This is a genomic window from Acinetobacter sp. 22323, assembly GCF_052044895.1.
GTDB classification, from domain to species: Bacteria; Pseudomonadota; Gammaproteobacteria; order Pseudomonadales; family Moraxellaceae; genus Acinetobacter; species Acinetobacter schindleri.
Genome location: NZ_JBQEOL010000001.1, coordinates 169,868 through 192,275, shown reverse-complemented (window position 1 = coordinate 192,275; position 22,408 = coordinate 169,868). Strand labels below are relative to the sequence as shown.

Annotated in this window: 16 protein-coding genes and 1 pseudogene; 6 read left to right on the top strand and 11 right to left on the bottom strand. The window is 43.0% G+C overall.

Going from position 1 to position 22,408, the window contains the following annotated elements; all coding sequences use genetic code 11:
- Positions 1–114 precede the first annotated feature (114 nt).
- Both ACTJIX_RS00880 and ACTJIX_RS00875 read left to right on the top strand, forming a co-directional pair.
- Positions 115–2,574, top strand: coding sequence for an LPS-assembly protein LptD (locus ACTJIX_RS00880; RefSeq protein WP_314295850.1), 2,460 nt, complete (start codon positions 115–117; stop codon positions 2,572–2,574).
- Positions 2,574–3,878, top strand: a complete 1,305-nt coding sequence (locus tag ACTJIX_RS00875) for a peptidylprolyl isomerase (protein WP_314295849.1) — start codon at positions 2,574–2,576, stop codon at positions 3,876–3,878. Before ACTJIX_RS00880 ends, ACTJIX_RS00875 begins: the two co-directional genes overlap by 1 nt.
- A 114-nt stretch (positions 3,879–3,992) precedes the next feature.
- On the opposite strand, the gene hfq is transcribed toward ACTJIX_RS00875, so the two are convergent.
- From hfq to tsaE, 4 genes are all read right to left on the bottom strand, one after another.
- Complete coding sequence (hfq, locus tag ACTJIX_RS00870) at positions 3,993–4,514, bottom strand: RNA chaperone Hfq (protein WP_004892762.1); 522 nt, start codon at positions 4,512–4,514, stop codon at positions 3,993–3,995.
- A gap of 92 nt (positions 4,515–4,606) precedes the next feature.
- On the bottom strand, positions 4,607–5,551 hold the full coding sequence (gene miaA / locus ACTJIX_RS00865; RefSeq protein WP_005222552.1) for a tRNA (adenosine(37)-N6)-dimethylallyltransferase MiaA: 945 nt from the start codon (positions 5,549–5,551) through the stop codon (positions 4,607–4,609).
- Positions 5,552–5,557: 6 nt separating this feature from the next.
- Positions 5,558–7,549, bottom strand: coding sequence for a DNA mismatch repair endonuclease MutL (gene mutL, locus ACTJIX_RS00860; RefSeq protein WP_005222553.1), 1,992 nt, complete (start codon positions 7,547–7,549; stop codon positions 5,558–5,560).
- Positions 7,539–8,018 carry a tRNA (adenosine(37)-N6)-threonylcarbamoyltransferase complex ATPase subunit type 1 TsaE gene (tsaE, locus tag ACTJIX_RS00855; protein ID WP_034434048.1) on the bottom strand — a complete coding sequence of 160 codons (480 nt, stop codon included), beginning with the start codon at positions 8,016–8,018 and terminating at the stop codon, positions 7,539–7,541. The genes mutL and tsaE overlap by 11 nt, the downstream gene beginning before the upstream one ends.
- Before the next feature lie 127 nt (positions 8,019–8,145).
- Between tsaE and ACTJIX_RS00850 the strand changes: the two genes are divergently transcribed.
- The 3 genes from ACTJIX_RS00850 to ACTJIX_RS00840 all read left to right on the top strand — a co-directional run bounded on the left by ACTJIX_RS00850 (position 8,146) and on the right by ACTJIX_RS00840 (position 10,044).
- A complete protein-coding gene (locus ACTJIX_RS00850; RefSeq protein ID WP_005222555.1) occupies positions 8,146–9,048 on the top strand; it encodes a pseudouridine synthase in 903 nt (300 codons plus the stop codon).
- Positions 9,049–9,162: 114 nt separating this feature from the next.
- Positions 9,163–9,507 (top strand): type II toxin-antitoxin system RelB/DinJ family antitoxin, encoded by a 345-nt coding sequence (locus ACTJIX_RS00845; protein ID WP_004892749.1) that lies wholly within the window; start codon positions 9,163–9,165, stop codon positions 9,505–9,507.
- 93 nt (positions 9,508–9,600) lie between these two features.
- On the top strand, positions 9,601–10,044 hold the full coding sequence (locus ACTJIX_RS00840; RefSeq protein WP_005222556.1) for a GNAT family N-acetyltransferase: 444 nt from the start codon (positions 9,601–9,603) through the stop codon (positions 10,042–10,044).
- Positions 10,045–10,054: 10 nt separating this feature from the next.
- Here the strand turns inward: ACTJIX_RS00840 and ACTJIX_RS00835 are convergent, their stop codons facing one another.
- Complete coding sequence (locus ACTJIX_RS00835; RefSeq protein ID WP_005222557.1) at positions 10,055–10,762, bottom strand: pseudouridine synthase; 708 nt, start codon at positions 10,760–10,762, stop codon at positions 10,055–10,057.
- Positions 10,763–10,899: 137 nt separating this feature from the next.
- On the opposite strand from ACTJIX_RS00835, the gene ACTJIX_RS00830 reads away from it, so the two are divergent.
- Positions 10,900–11,352, top strand: coding sequence for a DUF441 domain-containing protein (locus ACTJIX_RS00830; RefSeq protein WP_005222558.1), 453 nt, complete (start codon positions 10,900–10,902; stop codon positions 11,350–11,352).
- Positions 11,353–11,640: 288 nt separating this feature from the next.
- Here ACTJIX_RS00830 and ACTJIX_RS00825 read toward each other — a convergent pair.
- The 6 genes and pseudogenes from ACTJIX_RS00825 to hrpA form a co-directional block, all read right to left on the bottom strand.
- Positions 11,641–11,967: pseudogene (locus ACTJIX_RS00825) on the bottom strand (gamma-glutamylcyclotransferase family protein).
- A 30-nt stretch (positions 11,968–11,997) separates the two neighbouring features.
- Entirely contained in the window at positions 11,998–13,713 is a 1,716-nt protein-coding gene (locus ACTJIX_RS00820; RefSeq protein WP_440611074.1) for an AAA family ATPase, read from the bottom strand.
- 53 nt (positions 13,714–13,766) lie between these two features.
- A complete protein-coding gene (locus tag ACTJIX_RS00815; RefSeq protein WP_314295846.1) occupies positions 13,767–15,812 on the bottom strand; it encodes a hypothetical protein in 2,046 nt (681 codons plus the stop codon).
- 149 nt (positions 15,813–15,961) lie between these two features.
- Positions 15,962–16,729: a lysophospholipid acyltransferase family protein gene (locus ACTJIX_RS00810; protein ID WP_005222562.1), complete on the bottom strand. Its 768-nt coding sequence runs from the start codon at positions 16,727–16,729 to the stop codon at positions 15,962–15,964.
- Between the two features lie 15 nt (positions 16,730–16,744).
- Positions 16,745–17,857, bottom strand: coding sequence for a beta-ketoacyl-ACP synthase III (locus ACTJIX_RS00805; protein WP_004892730.1), 1,113 nt, complete (start codon positions 17,855–17,857; stop codon positions 16,745–16,747).
- Positions 17,858–17,887: 30 nt separating this feature from the next.
- Positions 17,888–21,775 carry an ATP-dependent RNA helicase HrpA gene (gene hrpA / locus ACTJIX_RS00800; RefSeq protein ID WP_314295855.1) on the bottom strand — a complete coding sequence of 1,296 codons (3,888 nt, stop codon included), beginning with the start codon at positions 21,773–21,775 and terminating at the stop codon, positions 17,888–17,890.
- Positions 21,776–22,408 lie beyond the last annotated feature (633 nt).

The window sequence follows — 22,408 nt, the reverse complement described above, 5'->3', positions numbered from 1 at the left end:
AAATTCTAGTACAGGCTGAGTTTTTAAAGTACTAAGTGTAGCTACTTATCAACTTTTTCTCTATGATGCGACAATAATTAATTGCGATAAAAGCATGATTGGTTAATGAGACAAATGAAGCATCAGTTTAAATATAATCCTTTAGCGACTGCGATCTTAACTTTGTTATGTGGTAGCTCAATTTCAGGCTATGCTGCAGAAAATGACTCATCCAACATCAACAATCAGCAGCTTAATCAAAGCTTACAGGAGACCTATCCTGGTGAAGCATTTTTCTCTCAATATTATGTTGACAAATCCACGCCTGAAGCACAACAACGTCAGGGGCAGTATTTAAGTTCTGCCTATTGTCAAGGCACCTGGATTACTCCAGTTTCACCTGCAGTTGAAGCAGTTGCTCCAGATCAAGCGACTTCTACCGTTACTGCTGACTATGGCCACTATAATCCGAATGGCGATTCTTACTTAGAAGGCAATGTCATCATTGATCAGCAAGGTCGTCAGATTCGTGCAGATCAAGTGACCATTGACCAGACCCAGACCTACGCAAAAGCTCAAGGTCGAGTACAGCTGGCACAAGCAGGTCTACTCACACAAAGTGATGACATTAATTACAACCTAAAAACCCAACAAGGCGACTTAAATAACAGCTTTTATATTGCAGAAGAACAACATGCGCATGGACGTGCAGAAAAAATCGCCAGAACCTCCACTGAAACAGTTGAACTGGAAAATGCGACCTATACTACTTGCCCACCTGAACAGAAGCCAACCTGGAAAATTCAGGCGGATCGCATCAAGCTGAATCAGGAAACAGGTCGTGGTGAAACTCGTAATACCAAAATATACGTTAAAGATGTGCCTGTTCTTGCAGTACCTTATTTTAACTTCCCGATTGATGATCGTCGCACCACCGGGATTCTGACCCCTAGTTTTGGTTTTACCAATGATGGTGGTTTAGAACTGGGCGTTCCAGTATATTTAAATCTAGCACCAAATTACGATGCTACCATTACACCACGTTATATCGCTGACCGTGGTGCAATGCTGGATGGACAGTTCCGTTATTTGACCGAGAACTTTGGCTATGGTCAAATCTGGGGGGGCATTTTACCTTCAGATCGTAGCTATGATGATCAAGACCGTAAAGACCTGCATTTCCGTCATGACTGGCAGATTAACGAGCAGTTCTCAACCAATCTTGAATATAACTATGCATCAGATAAAGATTTCTTCTCAGATCTAAATAACAACCCAAATTCTAAAACTGATCTGAATTTACGTCGTGCTTGGGAAATTAACTATAAAAATGGTATTCCAGGCTTAAAAGCACAGTTAAAAGTAGAAGATTTCCAGACCCTAGACCCAGAAGTTGCAGATGAAGACCGTCCTTATGCGCGTTTGCCACAATTCCTGGTCAACTATAAAACGGGCAACCCGCTCGGTTGGCAATTCGAAGCCAATCACGATACTGCCTATTTCAAAAAAGATGTTAATAATATAAATCCAGCTACAGGCAGTTACGAACCGAGTGGTACACGTATCTATAACGATCTGGCAGTTCGCTATAATCATCGAACACCTGGTTTATTCCTGCTTCCTCAATTGTCCTTGCGCAACATTAATACCTTCTATGACAAGGACACGATTGATCTTTTAGACCAGAACCAAACTAATTCTTCAAGTGAAGATAAATCTATTGTAGTGCCAGAATTCACTCTCGATGCTGGTTTGATTTTTGAAAAAGAAGGACGCTATTTACAGACACTAACACCTCGTCTGTTTTATGCTTACGCACCTTACGAGAATCAAGAAGGTCAGCCAAATTTTGACTCAGTGAATGCCTCGATCAGTTATGATCAGCTATTCAGCCCACGTCGTTTCTATGGTCATGACCGTTTAGAAGACAATAACTTTGCATCCGTAGGCTTAAGCTACAGCCTGTTTAATGATGTTGGTTTAGAACGCCTGCGTGCCAGTATAGGCCAAAGTTTCTTCTTCGAAGACCGTCGCGTGACTTTAGAACGGGATATTGATGAATATGACCGTGAAACGCATACTGGTCCTGTAATTCAACTATCCAGCCAGCTTTCCAATAATTTCCATGTCAACTTTAACTCAGCATGGATGTCGAATGGTCAGAATGCACAGCGCGATGTGCAAGCCTATTACACTGGTGAACAAGGTAATCTCTACAATGTAGGCTATTTCTATCGCAATGAAATTACTGACCGTCAAAAAAGCTATGATCAAGTGGTTGGTTCATTCATTCAGCCTGTTTTCAATAACTGGCGTCTGATTGGTCATGCTCAATACGATCTGGAAAACAACGTTGCACGTGAATATTTACTTGGCGTGAACTATGAGTCATGCTGTTGGGGTGTTTCCGTCTATGGCCGCTCATATTACAATGATCTGGATGACATCAATGAAGCGGGTGTTAAACCAAAACGCATGATCATGGCAGAACTCAGCCTTAGAGGCTTAGGTGGATTCAACAATAAATTGGCATCACTACTGGAAAACCGTATTCTGGGCTTTAATAATATCAATCAGACTTGGACAGAACGTTAATGAAGACAAAACAGTTAAAACATTTTTTTAAAGCAACCACACTTGCGCTATGCCTTTCTGCAGCAATACCTACTTTTGCTGTTGCACAGACCAAGGATGAAGTTGTAGCTGTTGTCGACAATAGCGTGATTCTTCGTAGTGACCTGGATCAAAGCGTTGCAGAGATTTCTCATCAACTCGAAAAGCAAAAGAAGCCTGCGCCGTCACAACAAATCCTGCAACAACAAGCTTTAGAACAACTGATTTTGCGTCAGGCTCAACTTGAACAGGTAAAGCGTTATAATGTTCGTCCTGATGAAAAAGCGCTTAATGATGCAGTATTAAAAGTTGCACGCGACTCTGGTTCTTCCAGTCTGGAAGCTTTCCAGCAAAAGCTGGATTCAATTGCACCAAATACTTATGCTGCTCTACGTAACCGTATCGCAGAAGACCTTGCGATTAACCGTTTACGTCAACAGATTGTGACTTCCCGTATCAAAATCAGCGATCAGGATGTGGAAAACTTCCTGAAAACCCCGCAAGGTCAGGCATTACTCGGTAGTCAGGTTCATGTACAACATGTCCGTGTTTCTGGTGACAATACAGCTCAAGTTGCAGCAGAGGTAAAGAAAGAGTTAGAAAGCTCTACCGACCTGAAAGCAATTGAGAAGAAATACTCCAAAAATGGTGTCAAAGTTGAAGCTGCTGACATGGGCTTCCGTAATATTTCAGATATTCCAGATGAGCTTGCATCACGTGTAACCAGCCTTCAGCCTGGTCAAACCTCTGAACTGATTGAAGCCCGCGATGGTGCTCACATTCTTAAGCTGATTGATCGTAAAGCGGGTGAAAAGCGTGCACTCGTACAACAATATCAGACGCGTCATATTCTGATTCAGCCTTCGGAAGTAGTGAGTCCTGAAAATGCCAAACAGATGATTGACAGTCTGTATACCCGCCTAAAAAATGGTGAAGACTTTGCCGTACTGGCGGCTACCTTCTCCAATGATCCTGGTTCAGCACGTGACAGTGGTAGTCTAGGCTGGGTGAATCCAGGTGTGATGGTCCCAGAATTTGAAGAACGTATGAAAAAAACACCTGTGGGCCAAATCAGTGAACCGTTCCAGTCTCAGTTTGGCTGGCATATTCTACAGGTGACAGATACGCGCCAACAGGATATGACTTCAGAATACCAGGAACGTATGGCACGTCAGCTTTTAGGCGAACGTCAGTTTGATACAGAACTGGATAGCTGGTTACGTGAGACCCGCAGTAATGCCTTTGTTGAGATTAAAGATCCACAACTGGACCGTAAAAAGAATTAATATTCAGCATCTTTAAAAAAACCGGCTTTTGGCCGGTTTTTTATTATCTATATAAGACTATTACCATAAAAAAACCTCTCATTTCTGAGAGGTTTTTTAGATTCTTAAATCAGATTAACGGTTGTTTTCGTCATCTTGAGAATCTTCGAATTTTGCATCGTCACTAAAGCCAGCACCTTGACCACCGAAGCCGCCTTGTCCACCGAAGCCACCTTGTCCACCAAAGCCGCCAGGTTGGCCGCCACCGAAGCCGCCTTGACCACCGAAGCCACCAGGTTGACCGCCACCGAAGCCTCCTTGACCACCGAAGCCGCCAGGTTGGCCGCCACCGAAGCCGCCTTGACCACCGAAGCCGCCAGGTTGGCCGCCACCGAAGCCACCTTGACCGCCGAAGCCAGCACCTTGAGGACCAGCAGGAGCACCAGCAGGACGTGGGTTACGTGCAGGAACTACGGTAGAAATCGCGTGTTTGTAAACCATTTGGCTTACAGTATTTTTTAATAATACAACGTATTGGTCAAATGATTCGATATGACCTTGTAGTTTGATACCGTTAACCAGGAAGATAGAAACAGGAATACGTTCTTTACGTAGGGAATTCAAGAACGGATCTTGTAAAGTTTGACCTTTAGACATGTTATAACTCCAAAAAATTTTAAAATCAGCGCAAAAAACTATCTTTATTTTTCAATTAAAAATTATAAAAAAGATAGTCTGTAAATTTTGCTTTATCCGTAACAGTTTCGCAAGTCTTCTTGAGCCTGCTGTGCGGTAAAATATGTAGTAAATTTATGCTTATCTTGCAAAGATCTTAACCATGTGTATTGACGTTTAGCCAGTTGTCGTGTTGCAAACAATGCCTTGTCTTCCATTTCTCGCTGTTTTTCAATACTTCGCTCACTGTTTTTTATAAATTCGATCGCCTGACGGTAACCAACGGAACGCATGGATGGAAGATTTTCATCAAAATCGTATTTTTTCATCAAGTTTTCCACTTCATTTAAAAAACCGATTTCCCACATAATTTCTAATCGTTTTTCAATACGCTTGTGTAATTCTACTCGGTCTGGGATCAGCGCGTAATTATGAAAACTGTAACGATATGGTTGATTTTTTGGTTGTTCTGCTTGTAGTTTTGTTATAGCTTGGCCAGTCAGCTTATAAACCTCTAAAGCACGAATAATGCGCTGTTTGTCACTTACTTTAAATTTTTGCCCTGCAATTGGGTCTACCGTACATAATTCCGCATAAACTGCTTCCCACCCTTCCCGTTCGGCTTTTGCTTCAATTTCCGCACGTACCTTATAATCTGCACTGGGTAGATTATCAGATAATCCTTCTAGCAATGCTTTGAAATAAAGCATTGTTCCACCAACCAAAATTGGAGTTTTGCCACGTGCATGCATATCATCAATCAGGCGACAGGCATCTTCGACAAAATTGGCTGCTGAATAGACCTCTAAAGGACTAATAATATCAATCAGATGATGCGGATATTGCTCTAATTCCGCTTTGGTTGGCTTGGCTGTACCAATGTCCATTTCCCGGTAAACCAGTGCAGAATCGACGGAAATCAGCTCAAAATTTCCTTGCTCATAGAGTTCACATGCCAAAGCGGTTTTACCACTTGCAGTTGGTCCCATTAAGTTGATGACCGGCAATTGATTTGACATGTACCACTACTCTCCTCGAGCAAAAAGTTTATCTAGTTGAGCCAGTGGGAAAGCACGCCATGTTGGACGTCCATGATTACACTGGCTGGCAAATTCAGTTTGTTCCATCTGACGCAATAAGGCATTCATTTCAGACAGGCTTAAAATACGGTTTGCACGTACCGCACCATGACAGGCCATGCCCGCCAAGATCTGGTCACGCTTTTGCAACAGGCCTTGCGCCTGATCCGTTGGGTCCAGATCATCCAGTAATTCAGGAATCAAGGCATCAAAATCTGCCTTGTGCAGGATCGCAGGAACTCCGCGCACGATCACCTGTTCATCACCATACTGGTCAATCTCCAGACCAAATCGGGCCAGCTGTTCCTTCAACTCTTCTACACGCATGGCCTGCATACGACTGATAGACACCACCTTAGGAATTAAAAGCTGCTGCGATGTCCAGAACTCCGGTTTATCCCAGGCAGACTTCATTTGCTGCAAGACGATACGCTCATGTGCTGCATGCATATCTACAATAATCAGACCTTCTGTGTTTTGTGCAAGGATATAAATCCCATGCAGCTGTGCAATCGCAATGCCTAAAGGATGCTCATCTACTTTGGCCTGCACATGTGTCTGAAAAGACTGCTCAGGGCTCAGCTGCTCAGTTTCGGAGTTTGCTCTAAGTGGTGCCAAATAGCTTTGTAAGGCATTGTTAAGCTGCTGTGAACCACTATAAGGCTTGGTATAATCCTGCACATAATGCACAGTTTGTGGACGCGAAGATTCAAAGTCAGTCAGCACATCTGAAGCTTCAGCTTCTATATATTTATGCGTATTACGAGGATGTAGATGCTGCTGAACTGCATAAGGTTCAGGAGGGGACTGCGGTGCAGCCTGATGCAGGCTAAACTGTTCCTGATAACGCGGCTGAGGCGTAAGTGGTGCAGGTTCCTCAGTTTTCATTGCATCAGCCAGATTAGCTGTTGCGGTCTGGAACTGTGCTAGCGTTTCTTTGGCATAATGACGTACAAACTCATGTACTTCACGCTGATTCAGGAAACGGATTTCATGTTTAGTTGGATGTACATTGACATCAATATTTTCCGGATCTACTTCCAGAAACAGCAGATAAGCTGCATGCTGGTTTCCATGCAGAATGCCGTCATACGCCATACGCAATGCATGAGAAATGGTCTTGTCTCTTACGATACGACCATTTACATAGACATATTGCATATCGGCTTGCGCACGCGCATCCGAAGGATGACCGAGCCAGCCAGACAAACGCATGTTGATACTATCTGCATCCATCCAGTAAGCATTTTCAGTAAATTGGCGCCCCAATAACTGCTGCACACGCTGGAAACGTAATGCTCCACTGTCTGCCACAGGCAGATTCAGCTTGATACTTTCATTATGTTCCAGCACAAAACGGATATCGAAATGGGTCAGTGCCAGACGACGTACAATCTCTTCAATATGACCAAATTCAGTGCCCGGTTTTTTTAGAAATTTACGACGTGCCGGTACATTAAAGAACAGATCCTGCACCCGGATATGGGTACCACGTGAAGTAGCAACTGCCTGAATTTCCTGATGGTCAAAAGCAGTACCATTCACTTCAACCTGATAACCAATGCCATCTTCGCTTTGGCTACTGGTCAAGGTTAGACGCGATACGGCTGCAATCGAAGCCAGCGCCTCACCACGGAAACCCAGACTGGTGATGGCATGCAATTCCTCTGCTGTCTGAATTTTACTGGTGGCATGACGCATGACCGCCAGCGCTAAATCTTCCGGGTGAATTCCTCGACCATTGTCAATAATTTCGATCAGTGTACTACCGCCCTGTTCTACACGAATCACCAGTTCAGTCGCACCAGCATCAATCGAGTTTTCGAGCAGTTCTTTCACTACAGATGCAGGTCGTTCAATCACTTCACCCGCTGCAATCTGGTTCGCCAGTGCAGGATCAAGTGAACGGATACGGCGTACGCTTAAATCATTCGACATATGGGAATTGCTGCTCCAAAGCCTGCTGTAATACTGAGTTTGATGAAGTCAACGTTGCAGTACGAGTCAACTCATCTTCGGATTTAAGAATTTCAATGATCAGATCTGCTTCAGGTATTTCATCACCACCTTTAGATGGCCATTCAAACAAGAATAATGCCTTTGGGGTTTCAAGATAATCCCGAATACCCATCAGTTCCAGTTCATAGGGATCATTTAAACGGTACAGGTCAAAGTGGAAAATATCCTTCCCTTGAATATTATAAGGTTCTACCAATGTATAGGTTGGACTTTTGACCGAACCCTCATGACCGAGCTGTTGTAAATAATAGCGCGTCAATGTCGTCTTGCCTGCTCCCAGATCACCGATCAGATAGATCACTCCCGTACTAAAATTCGCGGCCAATACCTTAGCCAGCTGTTGGGTATCTTCTTCATGATTTAAGGTGACAGTAAATGAATAAGGCATATGACTCACGACATGATTCAAAGGAACAAATATGATAGCATCGCCGCAGTTTAAAAGCCTATTCCGCCGCATGAGAAACTGTATTTTTTCATAGCATTTGTTTCCTGAATGAGATCCACTTCCCCATATGAATACTTCTGCTGAATTTATCCCACCGATGATCAACGGCGTCAGTGCCAGCAAAGTTTTCTTGCAACCATCCACTGCTGCAACAGTCTATGACTATTTATGTACACAGTTTCCGCATATCCAGACCAGTGAATGGCAATCTCGTTTTCAGGAGGGTCTGGTTTATGATGCACAGGGAAATAGCTTAAATCTAAATAGCCTCTTTCAGGCGAATAGCCACTGTTTTTATTATCGCTTTCTGGGACACGAAGTGCATGTTCCTTTCGAACACCAAATCCTGTTCGAAAATGAACATTTTATGGTGATTGATAAACCACATTTTCTAACCATGAGCCCGACCGGACAATATGTACAGGAAACCCTGCTGGTTCGTCTAAAGAAACAGACCGGGATTGAGCACCTAACTCCGATTCACCGACTGGATCGGGAGACGGCTGGCGTAGTGCTTATCTCTAAAAATGTAGCATCGCGTGGACTTTATCAGCAGTTGTTTGCTACACGCCAAGTACAGAAAACCTATCATGCGATTGCAGGTTACCGTGAAGAATTTCGCTTTCCGCAAATTGTGCGTTTACGCATGGATAAAGGTCAGCCTTTCTATACTATGCAGGTTTTGGAAGGTGAGCCTAATAGTGAAACCGAAATCACCTTATTAGAACAGCAAGATCATTTAGCCAAATACGAACTGAAACCGCATACTGGCAAGCAGCACCAATTACGTGTGCACTTAAACTTTTTGGGTATACCGATTCTGAATGATCCGTTTTATCCTAGCGTTGCACATAAAGCAGATAATGATTTTTCTGCGCCCTTACAGTTATTGGCCAAATATATCCAGTTTGTTGACCCTATTACCCAGCAATTGATGCAATTTTCTTCCGAGCAAGTGCTGACACTGTAATGCAGCTGTCATTACGATTTATTTTCAGAATTGATTCGTATAAGGATTGTATTTCAAATGTAATGGATTAAAATGAATGCGAAAAGTTAAGTATTTTAAAGTCTTGAATATATTATGAGAAAAACTGAAGTCTACCAAATACGCCTGGATTCTCAAGAAAAGAAACAAGCCTTTGCCGTATTTAAGCAATTGGGAATTACACCAGCTCAAGCAGTCCGCCTGTTTTTTAAGCAGGTAGTGCTGACTAAATCTATCCCCTTCTCTATTGAAAATCAGAATATCAACTTGGAACAATTAATCAAGCTGCGCAAACTAAAGCAAAGCGAATCCAAACCTGCATCTGCCGGATTGATTGCAGACACTGCAGAACAGGAAGCATTGGATCTACATGCTGATGATGATCATTTTGATTTATTTGAAGAACTGAATGCCATTCTGGGTGAAAGTGACAAAATTTAACACTGTCGCATTTTCAAACAATTTCATACGCTACTCCTCCCCAAAATTTCGTTATGCTCCATGAATACATAATAATAAGACATGGAGTAAGGAATGCTTGTTCGACGTGCTCAGGTAAAAGACCTGCAACAGCTTTCAGTTTTATTTAATGAATATCGCCAGTTTTATGGAGCTTCCTCAAATCAGGAACTTTCTTATCAGTTTCTAAAACAGCGATTTGAAGACCAGCAAACAGTGATTTTTATCAACACCAAGGATGATATTTTTACCGGATTTATTCTGCTTTATTTAAGATTTTCCTCAGTAGCTTGTTCAAAGTTTTATGTGCTGGATGATGTGTATATCACTCCACTGTATCGCCGTCATGGCGCTGCACGACAACTGATTGATACCGCTATTTTATTTGCCCGACATGAAAATGCACTGCGTATTAGCCTGGATACCCAGAAAAACAACCACCAATCGCATAAACTCTATGAATCAATGGGATTTATGCGAGATGATGAATTTGTCACTTTTCATTGTTTTCTCAAGTAAATCCAGCGCTTTATTCGGCACGGTATTTAGCTTGAATCACTTGATCTTCAGTTAAATAAATCCACTCACCTTCTGGCAAATCATTCAAAGTCAATTGACCTATTTGAGCCCGATGTAGTTTTTCAACTTTATTCCCCACAGCTGCCAGCATACGTTTCACCTGATGATAAACACCTTGATGCACTGTCATTTGCAAACGCTTTTCTTCCAGACGAATGACATCCGTAGCAGCATACATACCTTTTTCATTGCGTAACTCAACACCTTGTTCTAGCTGCTTGATCTGCTCATCCGTAACAGGGTCTGCGGTATCCATCTGGTAAATCTTGGCAACATGCTTTTTAGGATGAGTTAATGCCTGCAAAAATTGACCATCATCAGTCAGTAACAGCAAGCCTGTCGTATCCTGGTCTAAACGACCTACACACTGAATTCCACGATTCATGAGCAAGTCATCAAACAGCTCAAAGACACTAAAATGATGGGTTGCCTGATGCGAACACTCATAACCTTGTGGCTTGTTTAAGGCAATATAGACTTTTTCCCGATATTGATAGATTTCGTCATACACATTGAACTCTAGCTGATCCAAATCAAGTTTATGCTTTGGATTATCAATGATTTCACCCTGGATGCTCACAGCGCCATTCTTGATCAGTTGCTGGCAATACTTACGCGAGCCAAAACCTTGTGACTGCAACATTTTTTCCAGAAGCATAAACTTCAATCTCTGATATTTCATTCAAGCTCTATTCTATACCGAAACCGTGCACTCTGGATTCAGCTTTATATAAGGTTAGTTTCGGTTGCTGAAAATGGCTACAATAGCGTGATTATTCTCTCAACTCCTATCTTATGCCTCAACTCGATCTGAATTTGCTGGTACTTTTGATTTTACTGGCGTGTGGTATCTTCAGCCACAATACCGCTGTGACGATTGCTGCAGGTGTGCTGCTCGTATTAAAAATCACACCGCTGAATGAAATGCTGCCCTATGTCCAGACACATGGCCTGAATATCGGCGTGATTATTTTAACCATTGGCGTATTAGCACCAATTGCCAGTGGCAAAATTCCAGGAGAAAGTATTCTCAAATCTTTCCTGAGCTGGAAGTCTTTACTAGCAATCGTCATTGGCGTCTTTGTCGCCTGGCTGGGCGGACGTGGAGTGAAGCTGATGTCCAATCAGCCAGATGTGGTAGCCGGACTATTATTAGGCACAGTAGCAGGTGTAGCAGTATTACGCGGTGTTCCAGTCGGTCCTTTAATTGCGGCTGGGATTTTATCTTTGTTGATTAGTACGCAATAAGTTTAAAATAAAATTTCTATTCAGTTAACACGAATTCAAACATCCACCTTTCTCGGATTTCTAAAAATATTTAGAGATCAAATTATATGACTAGCGACATAGAGGTTGCACATTGATTACCTTACGCAAGCTATAAAGCAGTACTTCAGGCTTGCTCAGAAGATACTATCAGATCAACAGAATACTTTATTAATTCGACCTTTCGAAATTCAAGCAAAATAAAGTGAATGATTTTTAAAAGCGTTGACCTGATAAAAATTTGAAATTCAATAAATGATACATACCAGTCTAATCTTTCAAAGCATAGACCAGACTTTCTATCATCTCGCCATTTTCCAAATATACTTTAACCGGAATACGTTGATATTCATCACCTTCAAACTTATCCAGCTCATCCCAATATTGGGGAAGGTTCTCGGATATGAATACCTAACCCGGAACAGTCTCTCCCAAATCACTGAGCTGAATACCCGGGCTACCCAGTTCAGCACTCCAACCACGCTGCTGCAAATGTCCACAAATATAATCGGCTTTCCAGCTTCCTCCAATCCCTTCCATGACATGGGCATTGGGTTGCTGCGGACGAAGCGTGCCGTATACAAATAAACTGTGCATCTTAAGAACTCTTAAATATAATCTTGATGATTATTCCACAAATAGTAGCGCCAAACGCACCTGGTCATAACCCATACGTGGACTGGTTAACTCGACAATCGGACGCAGTTTAATAGACCCATCATCATTGAAATGATCGGTATCCTGTCGCTTAGTCAGACGTTTATAGATCTTACGCACTTGTTCAACCACTTCCTCACCCGGATGAGCTACAGATATATCTAAACCTTGCTCTTTATGCAGTCGACCTAAATGGTTGATAATCGTTGCCGGTGTTAAGCCACGCTCAGTGGCGATATCGGCAATATCATAACCTTCTTCAAACAGCTCACGCGTTTCATCCAGCGTTGCAGCAGCATAATTCTGCTTGCCGCCATTTTTCGCCAGTTTTGTTTCATTACGCTGAATTTCAGTTTCATTCAGCGTACCACCGCAATGACGGATAAAGGCATTATGTTGTTTGGTTAAATCAATATTTTCAAAGTGTTCTTCGGCTTCACTCGACAACTCCTGAAAACGGCGGTCTGCCTTAATTGCCAGACTATCCAGTTCCAATGCCTGCTCATTAAAACCTTTTAGACGTAGACCATCTAAAGTTTTTAAACGCGAAAGTGCCACATAGCCCTGTCCTTTTTCAAAAGTATGACTCAAGTCAATTTCGGCAGCTTCTAAGGTCATACCCTGTGATTTATGAATCGTAATCGCCCACGCTAAACGTAAGGGAATTTGCTGGAAACTGGCAATAGTCTTACCGGCTTCATTGTCTACTGACCAGGTTTCTGGCTCAACCAGCAACGTCGTCCCATCTGTGAGTTTGACTTTAGGCAATACCCCAAATTCATCATCTTCTTCAAAACCAATAACTTCACCCAAACTGCCATTGATATAACCCAAGTCAAAATTGTTTTTGACAAACATGACTTTAGCATGCTTTTTCAGCGTTAAGGTTTCTGGTGCACGCACTGAAGATTTCAGTGTTTCGATCAACTTGTCATTGCCGTCGCACTGGGCATCAAACTGGCGCGGCTCATTATCAATTTCATTTAAATGCCGGAAGTTGATACTGTCCACATCCATATTATGCGTATACAGACGCGTATAAGTGTCGCCAATCTCCTGATGACGTGTTCTTTGCAAGGCATTTCGATGTTCTGTACCAATCGCCTGCGCACGGATTGCATTTAGAATATCATTCAGATAGTCATTGCCCTGACGGTGCTGTTCGGTCAGATAGCAAACGCGAAATTTGGCTTCGACCCAGGCATCTGACATAAAGCAGAATTTATCCCGGTTGCGTTCATCATTTTTACCCACTGGAGGCAACTGAAAGAAATCGCCAGCAACAATCACCTGAATGCCACCAAAAGCTTCATCAGATTCTTTGAAATACTTTAATACCTGATTAACCAGATTTAGCTGCTTGGCATGCAGCATAGAAATCTCATCAATAATCAGTACCTGAGCATTTTCCAGATGCTCTTTCAGATATTTGCGCTCTTTCATACGCTTCAGGTCTTCTTCTGACAAGAAGTCCTTAATCCCGATACCGGCCCAGGTATGAATGGTCATGCCATTCATGTGCGTTGCCGCGATACCTGTAGACGCTGTAATCGCAACAGATACCTTACGTGCTTTCAAATAATTGATATATTGATTCAGGGTATAGGTTTTCCCTGCACCAGCCGAGCCTGTTAAAAATACATTTTCGCCCGCTTTGAGTAACTTAAGTGCAGTTTCCTGTTTCATATGACCTATACCGTGAAAGAACGGCTATAGCCTAACGACTTTTCCGGCAAAAGTTAAGTATTCAGGTCCAAATCAGAATCTATACACGACGTATGCAGTCGTCTGTTAAACCAGCTGATGAAATGAATTGCCATATCGATATATTGCGGATCTGCTTTTTGGTTGTGGGGATATTCCAGCTGATCAAAAATAATTTCCTGATCCTGTATATGACAACCCAAGAGCAGTGGCGTAGATAATTCTGCATGACTGACATGAAAAGCAACATATTCCCCTTCTATGATCCGCTGTGCATAACTGGCGGCCAGACAGTTCTGAAAAATCCGAGCTTCCTCAATAATCTGGTCTATATTTTTTAACTCTTCAAATTTCCAGTCAAAATAATAGAAATTTGCTTCATTCGTCAGAGTTTTCCAGTCCTTAAGTGCAAAGTCCTTTTTCAGTCGGGCAATAATTTCCTGCTTCTGAATCTGGTCATGCCAGGCAATGGCCTGAATAAACAAACCCTTCCAGGTCAGACTTTTTGGAATATTTTTATATATAGCAAAATATTCTGCCAGATAGTCACGTACATAACTGTCAAAAATTGATTCGCGCACATTGGCATCTTGCAGATAAAACAGCTGTCGAAACTCAGTCAACTGAATCCGATAACGCTGCAACTCGGTATAAAAATCACGATTTTGTTGAGTAGCTGGCCTAATATATTGCTGTACCGCTTCAGGCAGATGAGAAGTTGCTTTATGTAAATGCTGCATATAGGCCTGCATGACCCGGCTTAAACCCATATATACCTTCTTGGTGGTGCAATCATCCATCTTGACTACTTCGCGCATCAGGCCGATCCACTCGTCCAGATACAGAATTGACGGACTGATAGCAATACGGTGGTCATTAATCGCCTGACGTGTTCCTTTTAATACTACGGATTTATTATCCGGATGCGTGAACCATTTATACTGTATGGCATGCTGATGCACACTATGAATAAATAACCGCGCCGAAGCATATTGAAAATATTGCAAGGTCGCCAGCAGCACCTGTGGATGAACCTGATGAGTATTCAGGAAACTGATCGCCGTGACTGTAACCCGTACACTACTGTGCTGAATATTCGTACTAATCCAGTCCAACACTTCAGCAGACTGCTTGAACAGCCAGTTGATCGCCCGATTACAGTCAAACAATGGCAGTTTCGCGACTTTTTTCTGCCACAACTGATGATTATTTTCCAGAAAATGCTTCTTGCTCAGCAGATCATCCCGTCCCCAGGTATCACGGTTCATCAAACGCACGAAACCCAGCATATTGCTATGCTCCAAGGCGTGCCTGAACAGGAGTTCAATATCGTTTACATGTTCATTCAACTCATGCAGATTAAAACGCTCCTCAAAGGATAAACTCATAATACGGTAGATTGCCGGATGCAGAAATTGTGCTGCGCTAAAACAGAATTCATCCAGACTGTGCATGAGTCCCTGAATCGAAAGAAAGTCAGCGGGCGCTAAATATTCTAAGGAAAAAATCTTCTGCATTTGCTGCAAGATGTTTTGAGATGGTTCTTTTCCATATAAGACATAGTCACTCATTACTGGCGTGGTATACAGACCCGCTCTTCTCATCAGATGATCAATGATTTCTGCCTGCACAACGGAAAGTTGCTGCACGAATTTCAGCACACGTGCAGGCCCATTGACCCATTGATAGACCTGTTCGAACAGCAGTTTACTTAACTGTTGCGCTTTATCACGCAAGAATAGGGAATGCTGGGGTTTTAAATCACCAGTCAGGAAATGGATATCCTGTAAAAAGAACTCTTCCAGAGTGTCTGACTTGTGATGCTGCACACTAAAATGTGGTTCTGCCAGCAATTGCGCTGTGCCCTGCTGAATGTGCTGAGGCGTATGCAGCTGGATATGAAACAGGCCATTTGCCAAGACGATCCGATATCGCTCATGATCCAGCTTGAACATATTCTGGGCATTTAAATTCCCCACAATGTCCCACTGATCCTGATAAATATCATGCAAGCAATCTGAAATACGAAGCAACTGCTTGGCGAGCTGCTGATACTGCGGTACTAAACTCTCCTGTTCCATACACGCACCTAAAATGGACTATAAACTCATTTAAGCATATTCAAGTCATCTGACACAGACCAGTAAAATAGCTCATATAGAAAAATAATTCACAAAATAAAATAAATCAGATAAACAGCTCGCATTTAAACCCAGTTCATTTTTATTTTTCAGGATTTAGGTGATAGCTCGGATGCCCGGATATTTTTTAATTCTTCAATTGCCTGATAGATCTGTTGCTGAATCTGATCACGGAATAGTGTCATATCTTCTTGGCTTTGGATATGAGAGACAGATAAAGCTGGCTGGAACTGAAAATAGAAAGGTAACCGTTTTGGAAAAAGACTTTTCGGCAAGGAAGGAATGACATCCCCTTTACGCAAGAGTTTATTAAGTGCAGAAACTTTGAGTAATTTCTGGAAATATTTATTTTCCACGACATGACGGGCATCAAAGCCAATTTCGAAAATTTCATCACCGCCCAGAGCAGCAAACGGTATGATATCGTAGTCAAATTCTTGCGCCAGCCTTAAGAAGCCATAACGCTGTTTCCAGATCAGCTGGTACTGCTCGCCTTGACGTTTCAGCACTTCTCGCCCCCCACCCGGGAAGACCAGAATCGAATAACCTTGGCGCATAACTTCGCGTACATATTCCTGCACACCATCAATCGCACCAAACTTCCTGAAGATTTCCCGCCAGAGCGGAATATAAAAGTGGCTATGGTCCGCAATACTGACCACAGCCACTTTATGTTCGTTGTACAGGTAATCAATAATCATGGGTGAATCAAACACCCCATAGATCGAATGATTACCGACATACATTGCTGGTCGTGAAGCATCAATGTGCTCAGCACCGAAAAAAGTCGGCGTAAAATACAGTTTGGACAACCCGCTTAAGCGTTTGATCCAGGCTGCATCATGCTGAACCTGCAAGATGTCTGCTCTAGCTTAAGCGACGTGCTTTTTCACCAGGATTGAGCCTACAGAGTAGCCCGCACCGAATGAACATAACACACCATATTCGCCGTCATTTACTTCATTTGCCGTACGGTGCAATGCAATGATGACACCTGCTGAAGATGTATTTGCGAACTCGTCCAAAATCAATGGTACCAGTTCTGACTTCGCGTGTTCTTTACCTACGATCAGTTTCAGAATCAGCTCATTCATATTCACGTTCGCCTGGTGCAACCAGAAACGTTTTACATTAGTCGGTTCAATCTGGTTCTTTTCCAGCTGCTTGGTGATCATCTTCGCAACCAGCGGACAAACTTCTTTAAATACCTTACGACCGTCCTGACGGAAACGGTTGTTATCGATATCAGCATCCACTTCGCTTAGGTTCAGGTAACCAAAGTTATTGCGAATGTTGTTTGAGAACTGGGTGAACAGTTCAATATCTTCAATTTCGAAACCAGTTTTAGTTTCAGTTTCTTCAATGATTGAAGCAGTAGCGACATCACCAAAGATGAAGTGACAGTCACGTGAACGGAAATCGGTATGACCAGAGGTGATTTCAACATTTACCATTAATACGCGGCGCGCACCAGACTTGATCGCATCAGCGGCCTGCTTAATCCCGAAAGTTGCTGCAGAACATGCCACGTTCATGTCATATGCATAGCCTTGAATACCCAGAGCGGTCTGGATTTCAATTGCAAGCGCTGGATAAGCACGCTGAATATTCGAACATGACAGAATCACAACATCGATGTCTTCTGCAGTTACACCTGCATTTTCCATCGCCTGTTTCGCTGCAGCCACGCCCCACTCTGCCTGAATAGACAATTCATCATTTGAACGTTCATGCAGTAAAGGACGAAGACGTTTTGGATCCAGAATACCAGTTTTCTCAGCGACATAACGGCGTTTGATGCCAGAAGCTTTTTCAATAAATTCTGCACTCGAACCACGCAATTCTTCAATTTCGCCCGCAGCGATTTTGTCAGCATTCTCGAGGTTATACTGTTCCACATAAGCATTTAAACTTTCAACTAACTCTTCATTGGTAATGAAATCTGTTGGATGGAACAGACCAGTACCTGTAATGCGGATGCCCATGTAAAACTCCTTTTAGAAATTACCTATATGTTAACTGATTCCAAGACGATCCCATACTTTTTGTAGGCGATTCGGAGAAACTGGTGCTTTAGTTTTCATCGGTTGTGAAAATAAAGAGATCCGCAATTCCTCAACCATGAAATACAGTTCTTTCAGGCGAGCGTCATTTTTAAACTGGAACAATTTTTCCATCCAAGGGTCAATTTGATCAATGGCAGAATCATCCCTTTGTAAATTATTTGGCAAACGGTCAAGACGCAAAATCAGTGCTTTGAGATAACGTGGAAATTCAATCCAGACATCCGCTGGCACTGAATAAACAAAGTCAGAAAGATTCATCAAATCCAGCTGATCCTCAATGTCATCAATGTTCTTGCCAAAGACAGAACCGTCTAAAACCAACAATTTCCGGCGTATTTCCTGCCACTGGGTATAGATATCAGTGATATCGCGCAAGGCAGTTTGACCATGCGTTAAGAAAGATTTTTTTACATCTTCCAACAACTTTTGGAACTCTTGCGCATTGACAGGAAGCTCTTTTATTGCCATCTGCAGTGTGGCATAAACTAACATTTGTTCCAATTTGGCTTTATCACCCAATGGGGAATATGCCAATGCCAATGGCTTGGAAATCTGTTTTTTCAGTTGACGAATCAGATCACCCAGCTGCATGTGCACCAGACGAATGACACCGGCACGGTGCTGACGAATCGCTTCAGCCTGGTCATTAAAGGTCTGAATGACCACACCAGATTCATCTTTCTGTTCTAGCGCAGCAAAGTCTTTAGTTGGTACCAGTGCCTGATACTGCTTCACCACCACGCCTGTCACTTTTTGCGATGCTTCAAAGACAAAGCTTTCCGGGAAGGTTTTGTGTTCGCCTTTCAGCTGTTTGACTGGACTATGCGTTTCTGTACGACAACGGGCTTTTAACTCTTCCAGATCACGGCCCTGTTCAATTACACGACCTTTCTCATCGATCACCTTGATTAAAGGCAATAGATACTGCTCGACACGTTCCAGTGAAAAGTCTTTCTCAGTGATCTGTTCACCACGCAACTGGAATGCCAGGAAGCTAAAGATATGCTTTTGCAAATCGGTCGCATCAATGCGTGCCATCAGCTTACGTGCTGTATCCGGAATCGGTACCAGATTACGGCGTTTGTCTTTTGGTAAAGCTTTTAACAAGGCTTCAATGAGATCCTGACGCCAGCCTGGAATTCCCCAAGACCAGAGGTTTTCATCTACCTGCGGCAAGGCCTGTAGCGGAATACGAACGGTCGCCCCATCTTCATCATGGCTTGGATCAAAACGATAGCTGGCCGCCAGACGCAATTCACCATTACGCAGATAGTCCGGGAATTGCTGTGTGGTCGGACGATCATTCAGCCACAAGGCATCATCATCAATAAACAGATAACGGGGATCTTGCGGTTCTACCGTAGCCCGCCAGTCCTCAAAGCTACGACGACTTGCCACTTCTGGCGGTACTTTGGAGGCATAGAACTGATAAATAGTTTCTTCATCCACCACCAGATCGCGACGGCGCAGTTTGTCTTCTACCCGTTCCACTTCTTCAAGTTTGAGCAGGTTATGCTTTAAAAATGGCGGAGTAATACCCAAATACCCTGTGGTCAGTGCATCTCGCAGGAAGATTTCATGCGCAGCTTCCTGATCCACTTTCTCATAATTAATTTGACGTTTCGGTTCAATGATCAGACCGAAGAGCGAAATCTGGTCATAGGCATTCACTACACCGGCTTTCTTCGACCAATGTGGTTCAAAGTAATGGTGTTTGACCAGATCTCGTGCAGCCAGCAAAATCCATTCCGGCTCAATCTTGGCAAGCGTACGCAAATACACCTGCGAGGTTTCGACCATTTCAAAAGCCATCACCCAAGGGGTATTGGTCTTGTGCAAAGTAGATGCCGGGAAGACACGCGCCTTCTGCTGACGCACGGCCATAAACACGTTACGCTCATCGGTCTTATTGGCAATGAAAGATAACAAACCGGTTAACAATGCACGATGCAGATTTTCATAACTGGCTTTCTTTTCATTAAAGGACAGATTCAGTCCCTTCGCGAGGTCAACCAATTGCTCATGGGTTTTCTTCCATTCACGTAGACGCAGCCAGCTGAGGAAATGATTACGCGCAAAAGTACGGCGTTTATTCTCGCTCATACTTTCGCGGTTATTATGTAAGGTTTCCCACAGTTTGATATAAAACAGGAAATCGGAATCCGCTTCACGGAAAAGTGCATGTTTTTGATCAGCCTGCATCTGCTTATCAGCGGGACGTTCACGCGGATCTTGCACGGCAAGCGCAGCAACAATCACCAGCACTTCATTTAAAACACCGAAATGTGCTCCACCCAGAATCATTCGCGCCAAGCGTGGATCAATCGGCATTTTCGCCATTTGATAGCCGATTTTGGTTAATCCCCCTTGTGTTCCCCCTTTGTTAAAGGGGGAAGAAGTTGTCGACTGCTTTTCGTCGGCAACTTTAGGGGGATTCTTTTCCGTCATCGCCCCAAGCTCAATTAAGAGTTTGCGACCATCATTCACCAGACGGTGATCTGGTGGTTCAATAAAATCGAATTCTTCCAGTGAACCCAGTTTCAGGCTCTGCATTTGCAGAATCACCGATGCCAGGTTGGTACGCTTGATTTCCGGTTCAGTAAATTCCGGACGACTTAAAAAGTCTTCTTCGGAATAAAGGCGAATACACACACCCGGTGCAATACGACCACAACGGCCTTTACGCTGGTTCGCTGCTGCTTGGGAAATCGCTTCAATCGGTAGACGCTGAACACGTGAGCGATAGTTATAGCGCGAAATACGAGCAAAACCGCTATCGATCACATAACGGATATTCGGAACTGTGAGCGCAGTTTCTGCCACGTTGGTCGCGATGATAATGCGTCGCCCGCCACCAGATGGATTAAAGATTTTTTGCTGTTCAGCCAAAGCCAGACGTGCATACAAAGGCAGAACTTCTGTATGTCTTGGACCATGCTTGATCAGGGTTTCCTGTAACTCGCGAATTTCCTGTTCAGTACTGGCAAAAATCAGGATATCTGCATGTTCCGGATGACCTTTATCTTGTGCATCCTGAAAACATTCTTCTACAGCGGCTACGACTGCACGGGGCAGGTTTTCTTCGAAATCATCAAATTCATCGTCATCACTGCCACCGATGGTCATTTCTGAAATTGGGCGATAACGCAATTCAACCGGATAGCTACGGCCTTCTACTTCAAAGATTGGCGCGCCATTGAAATAATTACTAAAGCGATTTACATCCAGCGTGGCCGACGTAATGATGACTTTTAGGTCTTTACGACGTGGCAGCAACTGCTTCAGATAACCCATGATGAAGTCGATGTTTAATGAACGTTCATGCGCTTCATCGATAATGATGGTGTCATATTTGGTCAGGAAGCGGTCATTCGCCAGCTCTGCTAACAGAATACCGTCTGTCATCAAACGAACTAAAGAGTCCTGTGAACCCTGCTCATTAAAACGGACTTTAAAGGAAATCGACTCACCGAGCGTTTCTCCCACTTCTTCCGCAATACGCTGTGATACGCTACGTGCCGCCAGACGACGTGGCTGGGTATGACCAATCAGACCAGTCAGGCCTCGTCCTGCCAGCATGGCAATTTGGGGTAACTGCGTGGTTTTACCAGAACCGGTTTCACCGGCAACAATAATGACCTGGTGCTTTTGAATGGCTTCAATCAGTTTATCAGCATATTGGGTAACCGGCAAATCCTGATTCAGCTTGATATTGGGAATGCGTTCAACACGTTCCAAAACTTTTAAATGCGATTTTTCGAATAATTCTTGGTATTGTTTTTCATTGGCGTCCTTACCTTTACGTAAACGATTTAAACGATGAAGGTCACGTGCCATCACCCAGTTTTCGACATTTAAACCTTTCGCAGCCAAGTCAGCGCCCTACAACTATTCTAAAACACAGTATTCTACTCACTTTCATGCATTTTCCCAATGTACTTATGTGCACTTAGATCGTAATTCAGTTGTCGCCGCGTGACTAAAAGCCATGATTTACATTGCGCTTGGATCTGGAGCTGATTCGTATTTTTAAAATATTACAGCAAGTAAACAAATACTCCACCCTCTTTTTCAATACCTCGAACTATTCATTTCAAGTCAAAATTTGAAATAAGCGATAATAATGCTTAGGCTATTTAAATAAGACACCTTTGCTTACGTCTAACATACTTCACTTTTCACCTATTATAACAATGAAATATATTTATAAAATCAGTAGTTTGTATCTATTAATATTTCCAAATCCGATAAATTTATTTAAAAAAAATATGAATTTTTTAAGTTTTACCCTTGAATTTTGCTTCGTAAAACATCATGTTCTTATGCGGGTTGATGACCGAACATGATTTGTCATCCAGACAGCTTTGGCTGTGCCGAATGTACATAAAGAAGACTTGGGTAAACTGGCGTCAGTTACATAATTCGGTTTTTCCGATTCTTGTAATGTAAAAATACCATTTTAGCTAAGAC

Excerpts from the sequence above, each read along its gene's own strand:
- ACTJIX_RS00880 (WP_314295850.1), top strand. The coding sequence starts at position 115 with ATGAAGCATCAGTTTAAATATAATCCTTTAGCGACTGCGATCTTAACT.
- ACTJIX_RS00875 (WP_314295849.1), top strand. The coding sequence starts at position 2,574 with ATGAAGACAAAACAGTTAAAACATTTTTTTAAAGCAACCACACTTGCG.
- hfq (WP_004892762.1), bottom strand. The coding sequence starts at position 4,514 with ATGTCTAAAGGTCAAACTTTACAAGATCCGTTCTTGAATTCCCTACGT.
- miaA (WP_005222552.1), bottom strand. The coding sequence starts at position 5,551 with ATGTCAAATCAATTGCCGGTCATCAACTTAATGGGACCAACTGCAAGT.
- mutL (WP_005222553.1), bottom strand. The coding sequence starts at position 7,549 with ATGTCGAATGATTTAAGCGTACGCCGTATCCGTTCACTTGATCCTGCA.
- tsaE (WP_034434048.1), bottom strand. The coding sequence starts at position 8,018 with ATGCCTTATTCATTTACTGTCACCTTAAATCATGAAGAAGATACCCAA.
- ACTJIX_RS00850 (WP_005222555.1), top strand. The coding sequence starts at position 8,146 with ATGAATACTTCTGCTGAATTTATCCCACCGATGATCAACGGCGTCAGT.
- ACTJIX_RS00845 (WP_004892749.1), top strand. The coding sequence starts at position 9,163 with ATGAGAAAAACTGAAGTCTACCAAATACGCCTGGATTCTCAAGAAAAG.
- ACTJIX_RS00840 (WP_005222556.1), top strand. The coding sequence starts at position 9,601 with ATGCTTGTTCGACGTGCTCAGGTAAAAGACCTGCAACAGCTTTCAGTT.
- ACTJIX_RS00835 (WP_005222557.1), bottom strand. The coding sequence starts at position 10,762 with ATGCTTCTGGAAAAAATGTTGCAGTCACAAGGTTTTGGCTCGCGTAAG.
- ACTJIX_RS00830 (WP_005222558.1), top strand. The coding sequence starts at position 10,900 with ATGCCTCAACTCGATCTGAATTTGCTGGTACTTTTGATTTTACTGGCG.
- ACTJIX_RS00820 (WP_440611074.1), bottom strand. The coding sequence starts at position 13,713 with ATGAAACAGGAAACTGCACTTAAGTTACTCAAAGCGGGCGAAAATGTA.
- ACTJIX_RS00815 (WP_314295846.1), bottom strand. The coding sequence starts at position 15,812 with ATGGAACAGGAGAGTTTAGTACCGCAGTATCAGCAGCTCGCCAAGCAG.
- ACTJIX_RS00805 (WP_004892730.1), bottom strand. The coding sequence starts at position 17,857 with ATGGGCATCCGCATTACAGGTACTGGTCTGTTCCATCCAACAGATTTC.
- hrpA (WP_314295855.1), bottom strand. The coding sequence starts at position 21,775 with ATGGCACGTGACCTTCATCGTTTAAATCGTTTACGTAAAGGTAAGGAC.